The organism is Pantoea sp. Ae19-2 (assembly GCF_059801205.1).
This window is the reverse complement of sequence record NZ_JBCHWE010000002.1, coordinates 93,913-112,762: the sequence shown is the minus strand read 5'-3', so window position 1 is coordinate 112,762 and position 18,850 is coordinate 93,913. Positions and strand designations below refer to the sequence as shown.

Genomic DNA, 18,850 nt, shown 5'->3' with positions numbered 1-18,850 from the left:
ATAACTAGAATGTTAATCACTAAGCTGGCGATGTTAAGAGAAAGTAACGTATTTTTTCTGCGAATTTAAGTTTCAGGGGTGATTATCAAATCTTTAAGATGTTAATAAATACCCGCCGGAAGGCAGATCAACCAACTTATTGATTTTAAAATCTTTTATTCTTGGTAAAGATTTTTAAATTTTATATTTTTTCTGGTTTCAAATGTAAAAAAAAGTCAGCAAAAAACCTGCTTAAATTATTCGCTCCCTAACTATTATGGGCTTAACTGTTAATACTAAACCATAAAAAAGTCGTAAAACAGCGCCTAAACAGACTGATGTCACAGTTGTGAATTTATATTTCAAATTGTCTTTAAAGTTTTCATCGTGGTAGTCGATAAGTTTCATTAAGCAGTGTGGGGTTAATACAGGCTGCAAAACACGCTTTCTTTTTCCTTCCTGTCAGGGTGAAATTATGTTTATTACACGTACGTTTTCCGATATGAAAATAGGAAAAAAGCTGGGGTTGAGTTTTGGCGTGCTTATCGTTGCGACCCTCGCGATAGCGCTTCTGGCCTTCAAAGGTTTCCAGAGCATTAAAGAGAATTCAGCAAAACAAGACGTTACCGTCAACATGGTCAATACACTCAGTAAAGCGCGCATGAACCGTTTACTGTATCAGTACACGAAAGACGAGCAGTATGCTCAGGTCAACGCCCGCGCACTCAACGAATTAAGCGCCCATTTTGACACGTTAAAGAAATTTGACTGGAACGCTCAGGGTGAACAACAGCTTGACGTTCTGGGGAGCGCGTTACAAAGCTATCAAACCCTGCGCCAGGCATTCTATCTCGCCTCCAAAAAGACCTTTGCGGCTTCTGCGGTTATTCAGGGTAACGATCTGCTCACGCTTGGGCAAAGTCTTGATGGGGTGAATATTCCCGCTCAGCCAGAGGCAATGCTGCAGGTATTACGCTTAGCCTCATTACTGAAGGAGGTCGCCGGTGACGTCGAGCGCTTTATTGACAAGCCCACTGAAGCCAGTAAAGTCGAAATTTACGGTAATATTACGTCCATTGAGCAGATCCGAACTCAGCTTTCGGCGCTCGCCATTCCTGAGATCCAGACGGTCCTTAATACGCAAAAAACGGATCTGACGCAATTAAAGCAGGCTTTCACGGACTATATGACTGCCGTGGGTGCAGAGGCCGCTGCCTCTTCACAACTCAGTGCAGTGGCCGAAAAGTTAAATACATCTGTGGCTGAGCTCTTTGACTACCAGGCATCTGAATCTACCAGCGCTCTACTTAACGCTGAACGTCAGATCGCCGTCGTTGCCGCATTGTGTATCCTGCTCAGCCTGTTGGTTGCCTGGCGTATTACGCGCGCCATTACGGTACCGCTGAAAGAAACGTTGAGCGTGGCTCAGCGCATCTCTGAAGGCGACCTTACCGCCACGCTTTCAACCACGCGGCGCGACGAACTGGGCCTGTTGATGCAGGCGGTCAGCGTGATGAACGAGAGTCTGCAAAACATCATCACCAACGTGCGCGACGGAGTGAACAGTGTGGCGCGTGCCTCTTCTGAGATCGCCGCCGGTAATATGGACTTGTCATCGCGCACTGAGCAGCAGTCTGCCGCCGTGGTGCAAACCGCTGCCAGTATGGAAGAGTTAACTTCCACCGTTAAGCAAAATGCTGAAAACGCGCACCATGCCAGCCAGCTTGCTACGGAAGCATCGGCGAATGCCGGACGGGGCGGTGACATCATTCGTAACGTAGTCACCACCATGCAAGGCATTACAACCAGCTCAGGTAAAATTGGCGAAATCATCAGCGTAATCAATGGAATATCTTTCCAGACAAATATTCTGGCGCTGAACGCAGCTGTTGAAGCGGCACGGGCGGGCGAGCAAGGTCGGGGTTTTGCAGTTGTCGCCGGCGAAGTCAGAAATCTTGCCCAGCGCAGTTCTGTGGCGGCGAAGGAAATCGAGACGCTGATCCGTGATTCACTGCATCGTGTTAACGAAGGGTCCACGCTGGTCGATCAGGCGGGATCGACGATGGATGAAATAGTCTTGTCCGTCACGCAGGTGAAGGACATCATGAGCGAAATCGCGGCGGCTTCCGATGAGCAAAACCGCGGCATATCACAAATTGCTCAGGCAATGACAGAAATGGATACCACAACGCAACAAAACGCCGCACTGGTTGAAGAGTCTTCAGCCGCCGCCAGCTCGCTGGAGTCTCAGGCAGAAGAGCTGGAAAAAACGGTCGCCGTGTTCCGTTTGCCCGCGAACAAGAGTGGAATGGCCGTTAGCCACAGCACAGCAAAATCTGTGACCAAAGCGCCTGTCTCTCTTCGTCAGCCCAGTCCAGCTGAGGGTAACTGGGAAACGTTCTGACTGTGATGATAAAAAACGCCGGCATAATGCCGGCGTTTGTGTTTGATACGCATCAACGCGGTTCGCCAACCCTGCCCCTGCTCTTTCGGCATAGCCAGACGTTAACAGCCTGACATGGCTCAGAGGGAAACCGTGCTTTCAGCTCGTTTTTCCTGGCTTGACGCACAGACAAAGTAAACCCACCAGGATCAGAAATACCCCCGCCATCGCGCCCGCATGGAACGGCTCTGCAAACAGCGGAAGGCTGATCGCCAGCAACCACACCAGCACGTAGCTGATGCTCAGTAGCGGATAAGCCCGGCTCAGCGGCAGGTGGCGCAATGCTAAAAACCAACTCACCATCGAGCAGGCATACGACGTTAAACCGCCACACAGCACCAGCAGCGGTAGCCAGTAAAGCGCGTATTGCGTTATTAACATCGGCAGCGCGGGCAACTGGTGCATTGCCCAGCGCAGCATCAGCTGGGCCAGCGTCACCAGTAAGACGCTGCACAGTGCCAGCAGGTAGCCTCTCATGCGTAACTCCCTATGATGGCCACGCCCACCACAATCAGTACGGTGCCCATCCACTGCCAGCGGGTCATTCTTTCCTGCCAGACAAAGCGCGCGGCCAGCGCGACCAGGATGAAATTAATACTCAGCATTGGATAAGCCAGGCTGACGGGCAACCGCTGCAGCACCAACAGCCAGACGACCATCCCCAGCGCCAGCAGCGCCAGGCTGGCAACCAGCCAGCCTGTAAGTCGTGCCCGGTTGGTCTGACGCGCCGCCTGCTTTTGGCAGAGCTGACCGGCACAGGTAAGCAGACTGGTCAGCAGGACCAACAACAAACTCATCACTCATCAGCCTGGTTATATTGCAGCAAAAGCATCCGACCGTTACGGTAAACAGCATCCGCAGGCGGTAAGTCTGTTGGCGTCGCTTCTCCACGATCCAGCATTAAAATCAATGAGACATTGCCCGCTTTACGATGTGCCTTAAGCCACTGCGGGAAATCTTCGCTGCTGACATAGGAGGAATGCGCATCAGGGAAGCTGAGGCCATATTGCAGTTCGCCTTTTTGACTGTATGCAATGATATCGCTACGCTGCAACGTCCAGGCAATCGCAGAAGAGACGCCTGAATTATCGCTTAATATGTAGCGGCTATTGGCAAGGCTGCTTTCAATGCTGCGAATAAACACCTGCGGTTGCTTCGTGTTTTCAACGCCTTCAGGAATGGCCGAACCCACACAGAGTGCCAGAGCCAGCGGGCATAGCGCCGCTGCCAGCCAACGACTTTGTGGCGATTTCAGGCTGAAAAGCCCCGCAATTGCCCAGCCAGCAAAGGACAACACGGCCATAGACAGCGCCAGCAACTGATGCGGTCCATAGAGCGGTCGATGACTCAAACCCCAGGGCGCAAATACGGCTAATAACGCAATAATACAGGCCGTACCGAATACGATATTTATCCACGCATTGATGGTAAAGACTCGCGTGTTCTGGCGGGCTTTTTGCCAGGCATAGCTGGCCATCAGCAAGGCCAACGGCGCAAAGCAGGGCAGGATATACGTTGGCAGTTTGCCCTTTGCGATACTGAAAAACAGCAGCGGAATGACCACCCAGCTCAGGAGATAAAGCGCACCGGGAGACTGTTTGCGTTCGCGCCAGCCCGACCGTAATGCGCCAGGCAGCAGCGCCAGCCAGGGAAGCGCACCGGCGATCAGGACGGGCACGTAATACCAGAAAGGCGCTTTGTGTTGGGCATTATCTTCTGCAAAACGCTGAATATGCTCGACCCAGAAAAAGTAATGCCAGAAGTCAGGTTGCTGCTGCTGAATCGCGATCGCCCAGGGCGCACTGATTAATGCCGCGCTGACGATGGCAAGCGGGCCAAAAATAACCAGCTCGCGGAAACGCTGGTGCCAGATGGCCCAGGGCAGGATCGCTATCACCGGTACGGCAAGAGCCAGAAAACCTTTGGTCATAAAGCCCATACCGCAGGCCAGCCCTAACAGCAGATAACGCACGACCCTTTGCGGGTTAGTTTGTGCCTCACTGGCATACCAGTAGCTGCACATGGCGGCCACCATCCACAATGTCAGCATCGGGTCCAGCACCGCGTAACTTCCAACGCCGTAAACCAGCAGCGAGGTTAAAAAGATCACGCTGGCCGTTAGCGCCACGCTGCGCTGCGAAAAAATACGGCAGCCCAGCCAGAAAATCAGCACTGCGCTCATCAACGTTGAAAAGACCGAACCAATTCTGACCGCAAAGTTATTGTGGCCAAAAATGGCCTGACCTACGGTGTTGAACCAGTATCCGGCTATCGGTTTTTCAAAATAACGCAGACCGAAGAAATGCGGCGTAATCCAGTTACCGTTTTGCAGCATTTCCCGGCTGATTTCGGCATAACGTGTTTCGTCAGGTTGCCAGAGATTACGGAACTCCAGAGGGACTAAATAATAGAGGATAAAAAGTGAAACCAGTAATAGGGTCTTTTTGGTGGCAGTCATGGTGCTTACCTTGTTAAATTCTCACAACCCAACCAGCCTTCCCGGCCAGCGATATGACCACGAACCACTTTACCCACCGGTAAGGTTTCGAGGTCTGCAGGTAAGAGTTCGCTCAGCGGGCAAAACTGTATTCCCTGCTCACGGGCGCGCTGCAACAACGTATCAAACGCACTAAGCTGGCTGATACCTTCCACTTCGGCATGGATGGTATAAACCGGCGTGCCCTGGTCAGCCTGAATTTTTTCCAGAATGTAGTCGTTGAAACGTTCGGCGCTGAGCGTGGGTCCGACGACCTCGTCCCATGTCGGTAAGGTGACAGGGATCTGAACCGTACCCAGCTCGCCATTTCTTAACTGTGGGCGAAACGGCCTGGTACCACGGCAGTCGCTGTTGTACTGAAAGCCAAACGTTTCTTTTGCCTGGATTACGCGACCATCAGCGCGCCATCCGGCCACCGCTGAGCAGGTCACCGGTTGTCCTGTTATGGCTTCCAGTGCGTCGCGCCCTAACGCTATCTGTTGAATGAGCTGCGGCGCTTTCCAGACGCCCGCCCAGGTTTGCCAGGCAAAATGATCCCAGGCATGCAGACCGACCTCATGGCGATCGGCGGTTGAGCGAATGATATCGCTCATCCCTGCCCCGATCCGCTTTCCTGGCCAGGCCGTTCCGGCTAACAGAATGTCCCAGCCATAAAGGGATGCTGCGCGTGAGCGCAGCATTTTCCACAGAAAGCGTGGTTTCATCAGACGCCATAAATGGCGTCCCATGTTGTCGGGTCCGACACTAAAGAAAAACGACGCCTGGAGATCATGTTTATTGAACAGATCCAGAAGCGCGGGGACGCCAAGTTTTGTCCCGCGCCAGGTATCTACATCAACACGCAGACCAACCTTTCTCATTCCTTGTCGTCCTGAAGCTCAACGGTACGCAGGAAGAAGTCGAGCGTATTATCAATCGTGGTGTTCATTTCCACGGTAGGCGTCCAGCCGAGCAGACGTTTAGCATTACGGATTGATGGCTTACGGTGTTCAACATCCTGATAGCCCTTGCCGTAGTAGCTGCTGCTCTCCACTTCGCGGAAGCCGGCAAACGGTGGGAAGCTGGCACGCAGCGGATGACGTTCAAAGCTTTCCAGCAGACGCTCAGCCAGCTCTTTGATACTGGCTTCGTTATCCGGGTTACCGATGTTGATGATTTGTCCGTCGCAATTATTGTTTTTGTTTTCAATAATTTTAAACAGCGCTTCGACACCGTCGCTGATATCGGTAAAACAACGCTTCTGGCGACCACCATCAAACAGCTTGATGGGCGATCCTTCCACCAGGTTTAAGATCAGCTGAGTGATCGCACGTGAACTCCCAATACGCGCCGCGTTCAGGTTGTCTAAGCGCGGGCCCATCCAGTTGAAAGGACGGAACAGGGTAAAGCGCAGCCCTTCTTTTTCCCCGTAAGCCCAGATAACGCGATCCAGCAGTTGCTTGGAAACGGAATAAATCCAGCGCTGTTTGTTAATCGGACCCACGACCAGATTTGAGTGATCCTCATCGAAATTCGCATCGGTACACATGCCGTACACTTCAGACGTCGAGGGGAAGATAATGCGTTTGCCGTATTTAACGCAGTCGCGAACAATTTTGAGGTTTTCTTCAAAATCCAGTTCGAAAACGCGCAGCGGATTACGGGTATATTCAATCGGTGTTGCGATGGCCACCAGGGGCAGGATCACATCACATTTTTTGATGTGATACTCAATCCACTCAGAGTGAATACTGATGTCGCCTTCAACAAACTGGAAGCGTGGATGTCCGACAAACCGGCTAATCGCATCAGAACCAATATCCAGACCAAAGACTTCGAAATTGTCATCCTGCAGCAAACGTTCGGTCAGATGGTTACCGATAAATCCGTTCACACCCAGGATTAAGACACGGGTACGGCGTTTTACGGCTGCAACGGCCTGTGAATAAAGCAGTGCGCCATTCACCATGCCCAGATGCTGAGCCAGCTGAACACCGTTCATGTACACGCTGTTTGCGGTCTGGCCGGTCTGAATCTCCAGGGCGCCTTCTCCACAGGCCACGACAAATGGCTCTGCAGACAGCACGGTGCCGGGCCTGACGTTATGCGGGGTGGAGAGTACTTTTGCTTTCCAGACCACGAATTTGGTGGTGCCGGCAAAGGCAAACGCGCCCGGCCACGGATCGGTCACCGCACGCACCAGATTATTAATTTGGCTGGCAGGCAGCGCCCAGTTAATCCGGCCATCTTCTGGCGTACGACGACCCACTACCGTGGCGTCCGCTTCATTTTGCGGGGTGCCAACGATGTTGCCCTGTTTCATGGCAGGTAAAGCACTTTCAAGAAGCGCGCTGGCGCAGTCAACCAGCTTGCGGTGCAGCGTCAGTGCGTTATCTTCATCGGCGATGGCGACACGCTGCTGAGCAATGATATCGCCCGCGTCCGCTTTTTTAACCATGCGGTGTAAAGTGACACCGGTTTCGGTTTCTCCGTTGACCAGCGCCCAGTTTAATGGTGCGCGTCCGCGATATTTTGGCAGCAGTGAGCCGTGAAGGTTAAAGGCACCCTGCTTCGCACTGTTCAGAATCTGATCGCACAGCAGGTTACGGTAATAGAAAGAGAAAATCACATCGGGTTCAGCCGATTTGATGCGATCGATCCACAGAGGATGGTTAACTTCATCCGGAGCATAAACCGGGATAGAATTTTCAGCCGCGATTCGCGCCACTGAGCCAAAAAAGTGATTTTCTGACGCCGTGTCGGCATGGGTATAGATCGCGCTGATGGTAAAGCCCGCTTTTAACAGCGCATTGATGCCCGCACAACCCATGTCGTGATAAGCGAAGACGATAGTTTTCATTACTCGGTTTCCTGTACAGAACGGTCTTTCTGAGGATTGATAACACGTTGAATAAAATAGCGAGGTCTGGCACGAACATCGTTGTAAATACGGCCGATATACTCGCCAAGCAGCCCCATACCAATAAACTGCGCGCCGATGAAAATAAACAGCACGGCAAATAACACGAAGACGCCATCACCGGCCCAGGCTGCTCCGAAACACAGTCGCAGAAGAATCAACACCACGGAGAAGGCAAAACCAGTCAGCGCAATAAGGCTGCCGAGCACGCTCAGCATGCGTAACGGGGTCGTGGTAAGGCAGGTCACCAGGTCATACATCAGGTTGATTAAGCGCATGAAGCTGTATTTTGAACTGCCGTGCTCACGTTCAGCATGAGTGACGGGCAATTCGATCGTGCGTCGTGCAAAGGTATTCGCCAGAATAGGAATAAACGTGCTGCGCTCGTGGCAGTTCAGCATGGCATCAATGATGTGGCGACGGTAAGCCCGCAGCATGCAACCATAATCACCCATCGATTTTCCGGTCACGCGCTGAATCATCTGGTTGATGGTGCGTGATGCCTGACGGCGGAACCAGCTGTCCTGGCGATTCTGGCGAACGGTGCCCACAACGTCATAGCCTTCCTGGGCGGCAGCCACCAGACGCGGGATCTCTTCAGGTGGATTTTGCAAGTCTGCATCCAGCGTGATAATCAAATCTCCACTGACGTGACTGAAGCCCGCCATGATCGCGGAGTGCTGGCCATAATTACGGTTAAGTAGCACAGCCACAATATGGCTGTCCGGCAGCGAGGCGGCGTCAGCAATCATTACGGCTGATGCATCCTGGCTCCCGTCGTCAACCAACAGGATCTCATAGTCCAGATTAAGACTTTTACAGGCATCATTCGTGCGCTGAATTAATGCCGGTAAACTTTCCTGCTCGTTATAGACCGGGATCACTACCGATACTTTTTCAATCTCTTTATCGTCGAACATTTAAACCCCAGTCAGTTCACGTAGTGCGCTGATAACGCGTTCAACGTCATCATCTGTCATGTCGGGAAACAGCGGAATCGAACAAATGCGTTCGCTGTTCCACTCAGTCGCGGGCAACGATAATTGCGGATAGTGCTCGCGGTAATATTTGTGTGTGTGGGCCGCGCGGAAATGCAGGCCGGTTCCGATATCCTGCTCTTTAAGCTTCTGCATCAGCGCATCGCGAGAGAAACCACATGCCTGCTCATCCACACGGATGATGAAGAGATGCCACGCATGCTGGTGCGACCAGGCGGGCGGAACCAGCGGCTTGAAGGGCGTATCTTTCAGCGCCTCCAGATAGCGTTGCGCAATGGCCGCGCGGCGCTGGTTGATTTCAGGCAACTTTTCAAGTTGGACCAGCGCAATGGCCGCGCTGATATCAGGCAGGTTGTATTTAAAGCCGGGCATGATGACTTCCGCCTGCGGCTGACGGCCATGGGTTTGTCTGTCAAAGGCATCGACGCCAAGGCCATGAAATTTGAGGCTACGGATGCGATCGGCAAGGGCAGCATCGTCGGTCACGACCAGACCACCCTCGGCGCAGGTCATATTTTTGATAGCGTGGAATGAAAAAATAGCATTTCCATGCCCGCCAACATGCTTGCCCTTGTAATACGTGCCGGCCGCATGTGCCGCATCTTCGATGACCGGAATGCCATGGCGTTTGCCAATAGCATAAATGGCATCGATATCGGCGGGTGCGCCAGCGTAGTGGACAGGGATGATCGCTTTGGTATTTGGGGTGATTGCCGCTTCAATGGCTTCAGGCGTGACCATCAGGTTATCGACGTCAATATCGATCATGACCGGTGTGGCACCCAGTAAAGTGATGATGTTGAGTGTGGAAACCCAGGTCAGTGAAGGGGTAATAACCTCATCCCCTGCCTTAATGCCCAGCGCCATCAACATGACGTGCATACCGGCGGTGGCGGAAGTCACGGCGATAGCGTGTTGATTTCCGGTCAGCTGGCAGAATGCACGCTCAAGTTCTGCACATTTTGGCCCAGTAGTAATCCATCCCGATGCAAACACATCACGTACTGCAGACAGTTCAGTTTCACCCAGAGATGGGCGGGAAAACGGAAGAAACGCCATCAAGTAATATCCTTAAACTGTTTTGCCGTTTTTCTAAAAACTGAGATGAATTTTGAAATGCAAAAGTGAGAAAAATGCAATTGAACGTTCATCAAACGTCGTCAAAATCGGCAAAAAACAGGCAAAATCACAAAAATCTGGCAAGAGAAATAAAACATTAGAAAAATATTTATTTCACACCGGTCTCAAATCATACGCCCGGAACCTTAACCAAACATTAAACACCTTGAGAAATTAACAAATTGACATGATATTTCTCACTTTTACCAGACTAATCACATTAAATAAACAGATATGTTTGACAGTTGCGTGAAGGTACTAAAAAGACAGTTTGGCGTTCAAAAAAGGCTGAGGACAAAATTGACAGAATCGCTACGATCGGGGAAAGTCACAGAGGTGAATCGCGTTATTTATTAGTCGTCTGGCCCGCTTTATTCGACAGAAAATTTCGCTTAACCACAATTTTATTGAAATTCAGGGTGTTACCCGTAACCATGCGTCCCAATGAAACCTCAGCCACTCAATACTGGAACCCGATGGTGCCTGAACTTGCCGTGACGGATTTTGCGGCATCCTGGGCTTTTTACGTGGAGGCGATCGGTTTTAAGGTGAGAATCAGGCGCGAGAATCCTGACTTTGCCTATCTCTGTTATGGTCAAGTACAGCTAATGATTGAACAGGTACACGAAGGCGGTTGGCTCACCGCTGAAATGGCCTATCCTCTGGGACGAGGAATAAACTTACAGATTGACGTTCCGGACATCGAGACGCTCTACAGTCGTCTGCTCAGATTGAGTACGCCCCTCTTTCGGCCGCTACGCGAAAATTGTTACGACACGGGGGAACGCGTCGAATGTCAAAAAGAGTTCCTGGTTCAGGACCCCGACGGCTATCTTCTCCGCTTTTGTCAGCCTGTCGGCTGATTTCATCAACCGGCAGGCGCACCGATATTGAGCATTTACAGCGGCACGATTTCGCTCACCTGATGCTGGAAAACATAGGGGTCAGAGACTAAGGCAAAGGCCTTATCATCCGGCCAGGTCACGGCGACGTGGTAATTTTCACCCGCAAACTTTTTCACTGCAGTTAAATCCTCCCAGTACGTCGCCAGAAAAAAATGCTGCCACTCTCCCTGCGTTTCCTGATGCACGAAAGCGGCTTTATTCCCTGGCGTCGCCAGGGCGTGCTCAACACCCGTCTTTTGTAGATGGCGGGCAAACCCTTCGGCATGTTCTCGCGGAACGCATCCGTGCCATGTCCTGACAATCATTTTTTCTCCTTAAGACCAGTCTGCATTAGAGGGTAATACCTTGATTTTACACATCACTCTTGAAAAATACGGAAAAATTTTGCCTCGCACTGGCACAAATCCTAATTTGTTCTACATTTACTGGCCCGACCAGGGATAACGACATTAATCACAGCAATAACTTAACGGTAACAAACATGGAATTGAGCAAATTTGAGGTCAGAACTGGCCTGTGGCCACACATGCATTTCACCGACATCGAATACGATCAGCGCGGCAGCAGCTACGAAATTTATGCCACTGATGTGACGCATCAGACCAAGAGTAAGCTGTTTATTTGCCGGACGGTTGATGAACAACAGGCGAGACTGCTGGCTGAGCAGTTCAGGATTTGGCTGCCTAAGATCAACAGCAAAAAGCGCAAAGCAGCCGCAAAGAAATCGCCAACAGGCTATGACCGGATTGCATGCCATAAAGGCTAAGCGCTGACAGACCTGTTTTGGGGGTTGGCTTAACCCTCACAGGAACTCAGCGCCCGTAGCCGCCAGACAATCCTGTTGGTCTGGCCTGTCAGAATGAGTAGGTGATTGCCGCCGTCACGGAGGCCCCCCCGCGGCGGAAGACAATTGGACTGTCCGCCGCGTTTTTATCCAGCCAGTTGTAATCGCCGATTAAACTGGTTCCCCATCCTGAAGCAAACTGATGGCTCCATGTCACACTGGCATCCGTCCCATAGAAGCCGCCATGGGTGGTGTAATCGGCGTACCCGCTTCGGACATGCTGCTCCCTGCTTACCCCGTAAAACGTGTTGATATAGCGCGCATCCCCAAACAGTCCTGCTATCTGCAATGCTACAGTGTCACTTTTCGTCTGCCATGGAATGAGGGTGACCGATGTCTGATACTGAACACCCTGGCTGTCGCTTAGCGGAAGCGTCGCTTTTCCTTCCACGATAAACCAGGGCGTTACCGACCAGCCGAGAGCCAGGGCGGTATTGACAACCGGATCGATATTCCCCATGCCTTTCAGGCTGTCGTCCCCTGCTCGCCACGACGAATCACGGTCTGAGCGACCCAGACTCAATCCCAGTGTATGCTCCAGGTAAAGGCCGTTTTCAGCCTGTAAGTCGTAACCTATCCCTTTCTGAGAATCAAAAAATATCGGCCCCTCGCGCCACTGAATAACCGGAACGGCTTGCCAGTGATGCTGTTTCGCCCCGCTGTAACGTGGTGCATTGTTTGCCGCCAAACCCACTGTCAGGCTGTTTTCTGGCGCAGAACTGTCATCTGCCCTGGCATTCAGGGCACTTAGCGTCAGCATTAAACTGACCATGTGAAGCGCATGTTTTCCGGTTATTATCACTTTGCTTGATCTCATCAGGTGGTGTCATGAAGGCGACATTGTCGCGACCAGGCTGGAGTATAAAAACAGCGTGTCAACAAAAGCCCAGGAAACGATGGAGAAACGGTCAAGGTGGCCCAAATGAAAACAAAACGCGTATTGATTATTGAAGATGACGCTGATGCCGCCAGCGTACTGGAAGCCTATCTGAAACGTGATGGCTATGACGTGATGGTCGCCAGTAACGGCATGACGGGGCTGGAACAGGTCGGGCGTTGGCAACCTGACCTGATATTGCTGGACGTCATGCTGCCGGTGATGAATGGCACCGAAGTGCTGGCCGCGATCAGACGCAGCGGTGACACGCCCGTTATTATGGTAACCGCGATGGGAGACGCGCCAGACAGAATCGGCGCGTTGCGCTATGGCGCAGATGACTATGTCGTTAAACCCTACCATCCCGGCGAGGTGGTCGCGCGTGTTCAGGCCGTACTGCGCCGCGCGCGGCAAGCGAAAGTGGCGGATGATAAGCTCTGCTGGGCAGGGCTGGAGGTCGATCCTGACTCCCTGACCGCGGTGGTTAACAATGCACAAGGCACTCACCGACTCGATCTGACGCCAACGGAATTTTCCATTCTGGTGACCTTAATGCGCTCACCCACTCGCCCGTTCAGCCGTCTGTTTTTGCTCGAGAACTGTCTGCCAGAGAGTGATGCGCTTGAACGCGTCGTTGATACGCACGTCTACAATCTACGCCGCAAGCTTGAGGCCGCAGGGATGACAGAGATTTTACCCGCAGTGCGCAGCGTGGGTTACAGGTTCAGACAACCATGAAGCCAGACAGCAACGATTCAATGTGGCGCTGGATCTGTATCCGCATACTGATTCTCGGCTTAGGCGGCGTGATTCTTATCGCCTTTTGCATGTGGCTGAGATTTGCCCTGCAAATACTCTGGGTTTACTACCGTATGCCCGCCGCACTCTGGGCAGAGTTTTCCCAACTGCGCCTGCATCCGGAGCAGGATCCGGCTCGCTTTCATCAGATCGTCGATCAATGGTGGGGCGTTGGCTTTTCCGACCCTTCTATTGCGTCTTCGGACTGGATTACCGTAGCCGTGCTGGTCGCTTTCATTATTCCCTTTTTTGTGGTGATGGGATTGCGTTTTGCCTTGCCGCTGGCAAAACAATTCAGCCAGTTGGCGCACGCGGCGCGTGATGTCGCACGGGGAAAATTCAGCACCTCGGTCGGTCAGGTAAAAGGCGCGCCGCAGGAGTTAGTGCGGTTCACCGATGACTTTAACCTGATGACCCAGCAGCTGGCGCGCTATGAGCGTGAACTTAAAGCCTCACATGTTGCGATTGCCCATGAACTCCGCTCGCCCTTAACCGCGGCCATGGGGCGACTACAGGGCATTGTGGACGGCGTGTTTGAACCCGAACCTCGGCAGTTTTCCATGATTATGAAGCAGCTGACGCAACTGAGCCGGCTGACAGACGAGCTCCATCTGCTGTCGCTAGCCGATGCCGGTCAGCTGAGCCTGAATCTGTCACGGTTTAATCTTGCTGACCTGGTGCGGGAAAGGGCTTCCTGGCTGGCGCTACAGGCGGAGGCTGAGCAGGTGGAAATAGATGTTCAGTCACCAACATCGCTGCCTTATACGGGCGATGCTTTCCGCTTCGGTCAGGTGATCACGATTTTAATGGAGAATGCATTGCGCTATGCGGCCGAAGGCAAGCGAATTTCCATTGATGCGCACGCCTCAGACTCCGCCATCACCCTGCAGTTTCGTGATTATGGTCCGGGTGTCGATCCTCAGTTCTTAAGCGTTATCTTTGACCGTTTCACCCGGGCAGACTCCTCCCGGGCCCGTCATTCTGGCGGGAGCGGTTTGGGATTGTCTATTGCGAAAGCCATCGTTGAGGCTCACGGCGGTGCTATCCGTGCCAGCCTGCCGCCTGAAGGAGGATTACACATCATGATTACGCTGCCCATAATAGAAAGCCTGCCAGCAGAGTAGGACCGGCAAAAGTGAAGCCTGCGCGCCCTGCGCCAGGCATTTTTGCTGACCTTGACCATTTCTTGATGATTCATAAAAGGATTCTGGACATAAGCCACGTTAAATGAGGCTGTCTCATTTAAGGAATCCGGCTATGACAGATTTTATTCCTTGTTTTGCTCGCCAGGCGCTGCGCCACCTCACCCTCTTCAACGCTGCTGTACCGCCACTGTTCGTGGTGGGCATCTTGATACTTGCAGGGTGTAGAGATGAAAAGCCTGCCCAGCGGGACACGCTACGTCCCGTCCGTACCCTGACGGTACCGCCCTTTTCCAGTGGCGGTCTTATGACGCAAACGGGTGAGCTCCGGGCGCACGAAGAAATAGCATTAGCGTTCAGACTGGAGGGTCGGGTAACCGCCCGAACGACCGATATGGGTCAGCACGTTACCGCAGGTCAGGTGCTTGCGACATTAGAGAGTAACGCTGCCCAAAATCAGCTCAGCAGCGCGACGGCCGATCTCAACAGTGCACGGGCATCGGAGCGCGTTGCCGCTCTCACGCTTCACCGTATGAAGCTGCTCATGCCGGGCGGTGCCATCTCCCGCGCGCAGTTAGATAGCGCGCAAGGTGACTGGCAGGTCGCCGTTTCCCGCCGTCAAAGCAGTGAGGCTGCGCTTAAAAATGCGCGCGATAATATGGCCTGGACACAGCTCACCGCACCGCGTGACGGCGTGATCACCTCGATAAACGTTCAGCCCGGGCAGGTGGTGAGTGCGGCGCAGACGGTCATGACGCTGGCAGCCGACGGCAAGCGCGATGCCGTGTTTGACCTCGCCGAACCTACACTCACAGAAAAGGCGACAACCACGCCGATCCGGATCGCGCTGTTATCCAATCCTGCGCTGAAGGCGGACGGGCAGTTTCGTGATATCAGCCCGCAGGCCGATTCACAAACCCGCACCTGGCGGCTTCGCGTGACGCTGACCAATCCGCCAGCCGATATGGCACTGGGTTCAACGGTACTGGGCACTTTTCCCGGAAAAGTGGACCAGGTCATTGCGCTGCCAGCCAGTGCACTCACGCGAGCCGGGGAGCGGCCTGCCGTCTTCGTCGTTAACAGCAAAACCCAGCAGATTCAGGTCAGGCCCATCCAACTGACGCGGTTTGATGCACAGCAGATCTATCTCAGCGCTGGCGTGCAGCCGGGCGAGCGCGTGGTCACCGCAGGCGTAAAAACATTGCTGCCAGGCGAGCGCGTCAGGCTTGAGGAGAACGACAAATGAAACCGGACAGCACTCTGCACGGCGTTAACCTGTCCGCCTGGGCGCTAGCGCACCAGCAGCTGGTGATCTTCTTTATGCTGTTAGTGATGACGACGGGTGTTCTCAGCTACATCGATCTGCCGCGTAATGAAGATCCCGCCTTTACGATTAAAACGGCGGTGGTGTCGGCACAGTGGCCTGGCGCCACGGTCGAAGACACCATGCAGTTGGTCACCGATACGTTGGAAAAAAAGCTTCAGGAAACGCCTTCGCTGGATTTTATTGAAAGTGAAACGCGGGCTGGCAAGACGGTGATATTTGTTAATCTGCGCGATGATACGCCCCCGGCACAGGTTCCAACCATCTGGTACCAGATCCGGAAAAAAATGCAGGATATCGCCCCAAGCCTGCCGCAAGGCGTTCAGGGCCCAGGCGTCAATGATGAGTTTGGTGATACGTTTGGCACCATTTATGGTTTTACCGCCGATGGCTTCAGCCCACGTGAACTGCGCGATAAGGTCGATAATATTCGTCGTGACCTGATGGATGTGCCTGACACGGGCAAAATTACCCTGTTGGGTGAACAGGAGGAGCAGATTGTTATCGCCTTCTCACCCAGGAAGCTGGATGGTATGGGCCTTACGCTTCAGCAAGTCAGCGATGCATTAACGGCGCAGAATGCCGTGGCGCCCGCGGGGGAAATACGCACCGATAAAGAGAATATTGCGCTTCGTGTCAGCGGTGCGCTGACGACGGTGGCAAACCTGGAGGCGGTTACACTGCGCATTGGTCAGCGCTTTATCCCGCTGTCGGATATTGCGACGATCTCGCTTCAGCCCTCACAGCCACCCTCTTCCACCTTTCGTGTCAATGGTGAGCCCGCCATTGGGCTGGCGGTTTCCATGGCCCCTTCTGGCAACATGCTCAGATTTGGCCAGGCACTCAATCAGCGGATGGCAATTATCGCCAGCCAGTTACCGCATGGTATCAATATGATAAAAGTCGCCGATCAATCCACCGTCGTCAAAACGGCGGTTAGCGGATTTGTTCAGGTGCTGGCGGAAGCCGTCATCATTGTCCTGGCGATATCCTTTTTTTCGCTGGGTTTTCGGGCGGGGCTGGTGGTCGCGGCGGCGATCCCGTTGGTGCTGGCTATGACGTTTGTTGGAATGACGTTTGCAGGGATAGGTTTGCAACGTATTTCACTGGGCGCCTTAATTATTGCACTCGGGCTGCTGGTTGATGATGCGATGATCACGGTGGAAACCATGGTGTCACGCATTGAAGCAGGCGACAGCAAATGGCAGGCGGCAACATTTGCGTTTAAAACCACGGCCTTCCCTATGCTGACGGGCACGCTGGTGATGATAGCCGGTTTTATCCCAGTGGGCTTTGCCGCCTCCAGCGCGGGCGAATATTGTTACTCGCTTTTTGCGGTTGTCTTGATTTCTCTGCTCTGCTCCTGGGTGGTGGCTATTCTGTTTTCACCCGTGACAGGCACCTGGCTGCTGACCGATAGCGCCCACGCAACGCACAAACAGCCGGGGCTGATGGGCCGATTTTATCGCCGCCTGCTCGATCAAACGCTTAAATATCGCTGGACGACGGTCACTCTCGCCCTCCTGCTGCTGGGCATGGGGATCTTCGGCACAACGCTGATGCAGGGGGAATTTTTCCCCGCTTCAGACCGCCCTGAGCTGTTAGTGAACCTGACATTGCCCGCGAATGCCTCTCAAACCGAAACCACCCGGCGAACCGGACAACTGGAAAACCTGATACGCAGCGATAACGACATCGATCATTTCTCCAGTTATGTCGGCTCTGGCGCGGTACGTTTCTATTTGCCGATGGAGGTCTTGCTGGACAATGAAAATACTGCCCAGCTGGTGGTGGTTGCGAAGAGCCTTGACGCTCGTGACAGAGTACGCAACAAGCTGGATCACATCCTGGCACGTGACTTTAGTGATATCACCTCGCGCGTTTCGCCCCTTGAACTGGGGCCACCGATTGGCTGGCCGCTAAAGTACCGCGTTACAGGCCCCGACTACAGGCAGGTTCGTGAAATTGCGGAAAAACTGGCCTTACAGCTGTCACGATCGCCAAATATGCGTGAGGTGAATATGACAGCAGGTGAACCCGAGCGGGTTATCAGACTTGATGTCAATCAGACGGCAGCGCGTGCGGTTGGTGTCTCTTCTGAAAGCATTGCCTCCATGCTGAATACTGTGACGTCAGGCAGTACGGTAACCACGATCCGTGATCGTAACCGACTGATTGATGTGGTGCTCAGGGGAAACGATGAGGAACGGCAAAATACCGATATCCTCAACGGTCTGATGCTGGATACCGCCTCTGGACAGAAAATCCCACTGGGTCAGGTTGCGACATTGAAATGGCAGCTTGAGGATCCGGTTATCTGGCGACGTCAGCGCCAGCCTTACATTACGGTGCAAACCGATATTGCCCCTACGGCGCGTGCTGAAAACGTTTCAGATCAGCTGAAGCCCGAACTGGATACATTCCGCGCGTCCTTGCCTGCCGGCTATCATATTGAAGAAGGCGGTACCGTCGCCGAATCGGATAAAGGTAACCGATCGGTGTTTGCGGTGTTGCCGGTCACGCTGAGTGTGATGCTTATCCTGTTGATGCTGCAGTTGAAACGCTTCTCAAGAATGTTGCTGGCGCTGCTGATGGCCCCTTTCGGCTTACCCGGCATCGTTATCGCCATGTTGCCGAGTGGAACGCCAATGGGATTTGTTGCGCTGTTAGGGATTATCGCGCTGGCAGGCATGATCATCCGTAACGCGGTGATCATGATCAGTGAGGTGGACAGTAATACTCAGGCAGGCATGATGCACAACGAGGCGATTTATCACGCGGCTATTCATCGCGCCCGACCAATATTACTGACGGCTTGTGCGGCGATATTCGGCATGTTGCCCATCTCCCGGCAGGTGTTCTGGGGGCCAATGGCGTACGCCATTATCGGCGGTCTGGTCACCGGAACGCTGGTCACGTTAACGCTGTTACCGGCCTCGCTCAGCCTGGTCATGCAAAGAGAAGGACGCCGTCAGAATCAGGTGCAAGATCAGTGAGTGATAACCGGCAGTAACAGGGGGCCTGA

General features: G+C 53.1%; 16 protein-coding genes. 7 read left to right on the top strand and 9 right to left on the bottom strand.

Annotated elements, in window-relative coordinates; genetic code table 11:
• Positions 1-454 precede the first annotated feature (454 nt).
• On the top strand, positions 455-2,383 hold the full coding sequence (locus AAIE03_RS21175; RefSeq protein WP_498563183.1) for a methyl-accepting chemotaxis protein: 1,929 nt from the start codon (positions 455-457) through the stop codon (positions 2,381-2,383).
• A 138-nt stretch (positions 2,384-2,521) separates the two neighbouring features.
• Here AAIE03_RS21175 and arnF read toward each other — a convergent pair whose 3' ends face one another.
• Genes arnF through arnB form a run of 7 tightly spaced genes read right to left on the bottom strand, consistent with a single transcriptional unit; the run spans position 2,522 to position 9,875 of the window.
• Positions 2,522-2,899, bottom strand: coding sequence for a 4-amino-4-deoxy-L-arabinose-phosphoundecaprenol flippase subunit ArnF (gene arnF / locus AAIE03_RS21170; RefSeq protein WP_022622983.1), 378 nt, complete (start codon positions 2,897-2,899; stop codon positions 2,522-2,524).
• Positions 2,896-3,219, bottom strand: coding sequence for a 4-amino-4-deoxy-L-arabinose-phosphoundecaprenol flippase subunit ArnE (gene arnE, locus AAIE03_RS21165; RefSeq protein WP_014333104.1), 324 nt, complete (start codon positions 3,217-3,219; stop codon positions 2,896-2,898). The genes arnF and arnE overlap by 4 nt, the downstream gene beginning before the upstream one ends.
• On the bottom strand, positions 3,219-4,880 hold the full coding sequence (arnT, locus tag AAIE03_RS21160; protein WP_498563182.1) for a lipid IV(A) 4-amino-4-deoxy-L-arabinosyltransferase: 1,662 nt from the start codon (positions 4,878-4,880) through the stop codon (positions 3,219-3,221). The genes arnE and arnT overlap by 1 nt, the downstream gene beginning before the upstream one ends.
• A gap of 5 nt (positions 4,881-4,885) precedes the next feature.
• Positions 4,886-5,779, bottom strand: a complete 894-nt coding sequence (gene arnD / locus AAIE03_RS21155; protein WP_013027838.1) for a 4-deoxy-4-formamido-L-arabinose-phosphoundecaprenol deformylase — start codon at positions 5,777-5,779, stop codon at positions 4,886-4,888.
• Entirely contained in the window at positions 5,776-7,758 is a 1,983-nt protein-coding gene (arnA, locus tag AAIE03_RS21150) for a bifunctional UDP-4-amino-4-deoxy-L-arabinose formyltransferase/UDP-glucuronic acid oxidase ArnA (RefSeq protein ID WP_019105840.1), read from the bottom strand. Before arnA ends, arnD begins: the two co-directional genes overlap by 4 nt.
• On the bottom strand, positions 7,758-8,738 hold the full coding sequence (gene arnC, locus AAIE03_RS21145; RefSeq protein ID WP_013027836.1) for an undecaprenyl-phosphate 4-deoxy-4-formamido-L-arabinose transferase: 981 nt from the start codon (positions 8,736-8,738) through the stop codon (positions 7,758-7,760). Before arnC ends, arnA begins: the two co-directional genes overlap by 1 nt.
• The gene (arnB, locus tag AAIE03_RS21140; protein ID WP_014333101.1) at positions 8,739-9,875 is read right to left on the bottom strand and encodes a UDP-4-amino-4-deoxy-L-arabinose aminotransferase; all 1,137 of its coding nucleotides are present in this window, start codon (positions 9,873-9,875) and stop codon (positions 8,739-8,741) included.
• Positions 9,876-10,411: 536 nt separating this feature from the next.
• Here arnB and AAIE03_RS21135 point away from each other — a divergent pair.
• Complete coding sequence (locus tag AAIE03_RS21135) at positions 10,412-10,798, top strand: bleomycin resistance protein (protein WP_014604616.1); 387 nt, start codon at positions 10,412-10,414, stop codon at positions 10,796-10,798.
• Between the two features lie 35 nt (positions 10,799-10,833).
• On the opposite strand, the gene AAIE03_RS21130 is transcribed toward AAIE03_RS21135, so the two are convergent.
• On the bottom strand, positions 10,834-11,145 hold the full coding sequence (locus AAIE03_RS21130; RefSeq protein WP_014333098.1) for a hypothetical protein: 312 nt from the start codon (positions 11,143-11,145) through the stop codon (positions 10,834-10,836).
• A 59-nt stretch (positions 11,146-11,204) separates the two neighbouring features.
• Here AAIE03_RS21130 and AAIE03_RS21125 point away from each other — a divergent pair, with 59 nt between their 5' ends.
• Positions 11,205-11,606 (top strand): hypothetical protein, encoded by a 402-nt coding sequence (locus AAIE03_RS21125; protein ID WP_227008748.1) that lies wholly within the window; start codon positions 11,205-11,207, stop codon positions 11,604-11,606.
• 88 nt (positions 11,607-11,694) lie between these two features.
• On the opposite strand, the gene AAIE03_RS21120 is transcribed toward AAIE03_RS21125, so the two are convergent.
• Positions 11,695-12,501 (bottom strand): MipA/OmpV family protein, encoded by an 807-nt coding sequence (locus AAIE03_RS21120; RefSeq protein ID WP_081091697.1) that lies wholly within the window; start codon positions 12,499-12,501, stop codon positions 11,695-11,697.
• Between the two features lie 105 nt (positions 12,502-12,606).
• On the opposite strand from AAIE03_RS21120, the gene AAIE03_RS21115 reads away from it, so the two are divergent.
• The 4 genes from AAIE03_RS21115 to AAIE03_RS21100 all read left to right on the top strand — a co-directional run bounded on the left by AAIE03_RS21115 (position 12,607) and on the right by AAIE03_RS21100 (position 18,821).
• Complete coding sequence (locus AAIE03_RS21115) at positions 12,607-13,299, top strand: response regulator (protein WP_498563181.1); 693 nt, start codon at positions 12,607-12,609, stop codon at positions 13,297-13,299.
• Positions 13,296-14,483, top strand: a complete 1,188-nt coding sequence (locus AAIE03_RS21110) for a sensor histidine kinase (protein WP_029569546.1) — start codon at positions 13,296-13,298, stop codon at positions 14,481-14,483. Before AAIE03_RS21115 ends, AAIE03_RS21110 begins: the two co-directional genes overlap by 4 nt.
• A 133-nt stretch (positions 14,484-14,616) precedes the next feature.
• Entirely contained in the window at positions 14,617-15,747 is a 1,131-nt protein-coding gene (locus AAIE03_RS21105; protein WP_014333093.1) for an efflux RND transporter periplasmic adaptor subunit, read from the top strand.
• Positions 15,744-18,821: an efflux RND transporter permease subunit gene (locus AAIE03_RS21100; protein ID WP_029569547.1), complete on the top strand. Its 3,078-nt coding sequence runs from the start codon at positions 15,744-15,746 to the stop codon at positions 18,819-18,821. Before AAIE03_RS21105 ends, AAIE03_RS21100 begins: the two co-directional genes overlap by 4 nt.
• The last annotated feature ends 29 nt before the right edge of the window (positions 18,822-18,850 follow it).

Coding starts and splice junctions, on each gene's coding strand:
- arnC (WP_013027836.1), bottom strand. CDS start 8,738: ATGTTCGACGATAAAGAGATTGAAAAAGTATCGGTAGTGATCCCGGTC.
- arnF (WP_022622983.1), bottom strand. CDS start 2,899: ATGAGAGGCTACCTGCTGGCACTGTGCAGCGTCTTACTGGTGACGCTG.
- AAIE03_RS21100 (WP_029569547.1), top strand. CDS start 15,744: ATGAAACCGGACAGCACTCTGCACGGCGTTAACCTGTCCGCCTGGGCG.
- arnT (WP_498563182.1), bottom strand. CDS start 4,880: ATGACTGCCACCAAAAAGACCCTATTACTGGTTTCACTTTTTATCCTC.
- AAIE03_RS21120 (WP_081091697.1), bottom strand. CDS start 12,501: ATGAGATCAAGCAAAGTGATAATAACCGGAAAACATGCGCTTCACATG.
- AAIE03_RS21115 (WP_498563181.1), top strand. CDS start 12,607: ATGAAAACAAAACGCGTATTGATTATTGAAGATGACGCTGATGCCGCC.
- AAIE03_RS21175 (WP_498563183.1), top strand. CDS start 455: ATGTTTATTACACGTACGTTTTCCGATATGAAAATAGGAAAAAAGCTG.
- arnE (WP_014333104.1), bottom strand. CDS start 3,219: ATGAGTTTGTTGTTGGTCCTGCTGACCAGTCTGCTTACCTGTGCCGGT.
- AAIE03_RS21110 (WP_029569546.1), top strand. CDS start 13,296: ATGAAGCCAGACAGCAACGATTCAATGTGGCGCTGGATCTGTATCCGC.
- arnD (WP_013027838.1), bottom strand. CDS start 5,779: ATGAGAAAGGTTGGTCTGCGTGTTGATGTAGATACCTGGCGCGGGACA.
- AAIE03_RS21130 (WP_014333098.1), bottom strand. CDS start 11,145: ATGATTGTCAGGACATGGCACGGATGCGTTCCGCGAGAACATGCCGAA.
- arnB (WP_014333101.1), bottom strand. CDS start 9,875: ATGGCGTTTCTTCCGTTTTCCCGCCCATCTCTGGGTGAAACTGAACTG.
- AAIE03_RS21135 (WP_014604616.1), top strand. CDS start 10,412: ATGGTGCCTGAACTTGCCGTGACGGATTTTGCGGCATCCTGGGCTTTT.
- AAIE03_RS21105 (WP_014333093.1), top strand. CDS start 14,617: ATGACAGATTTTATTCCTTGTTTTGCTCGCCAGGCGCTGCGCCACCTC.
- arnA (WP_019105840.1), bottom strand. CDS start 7,758: ATGAAAACTATCGTCTTCGCTTATCACGACATGGGTTGTGCGGGCATC.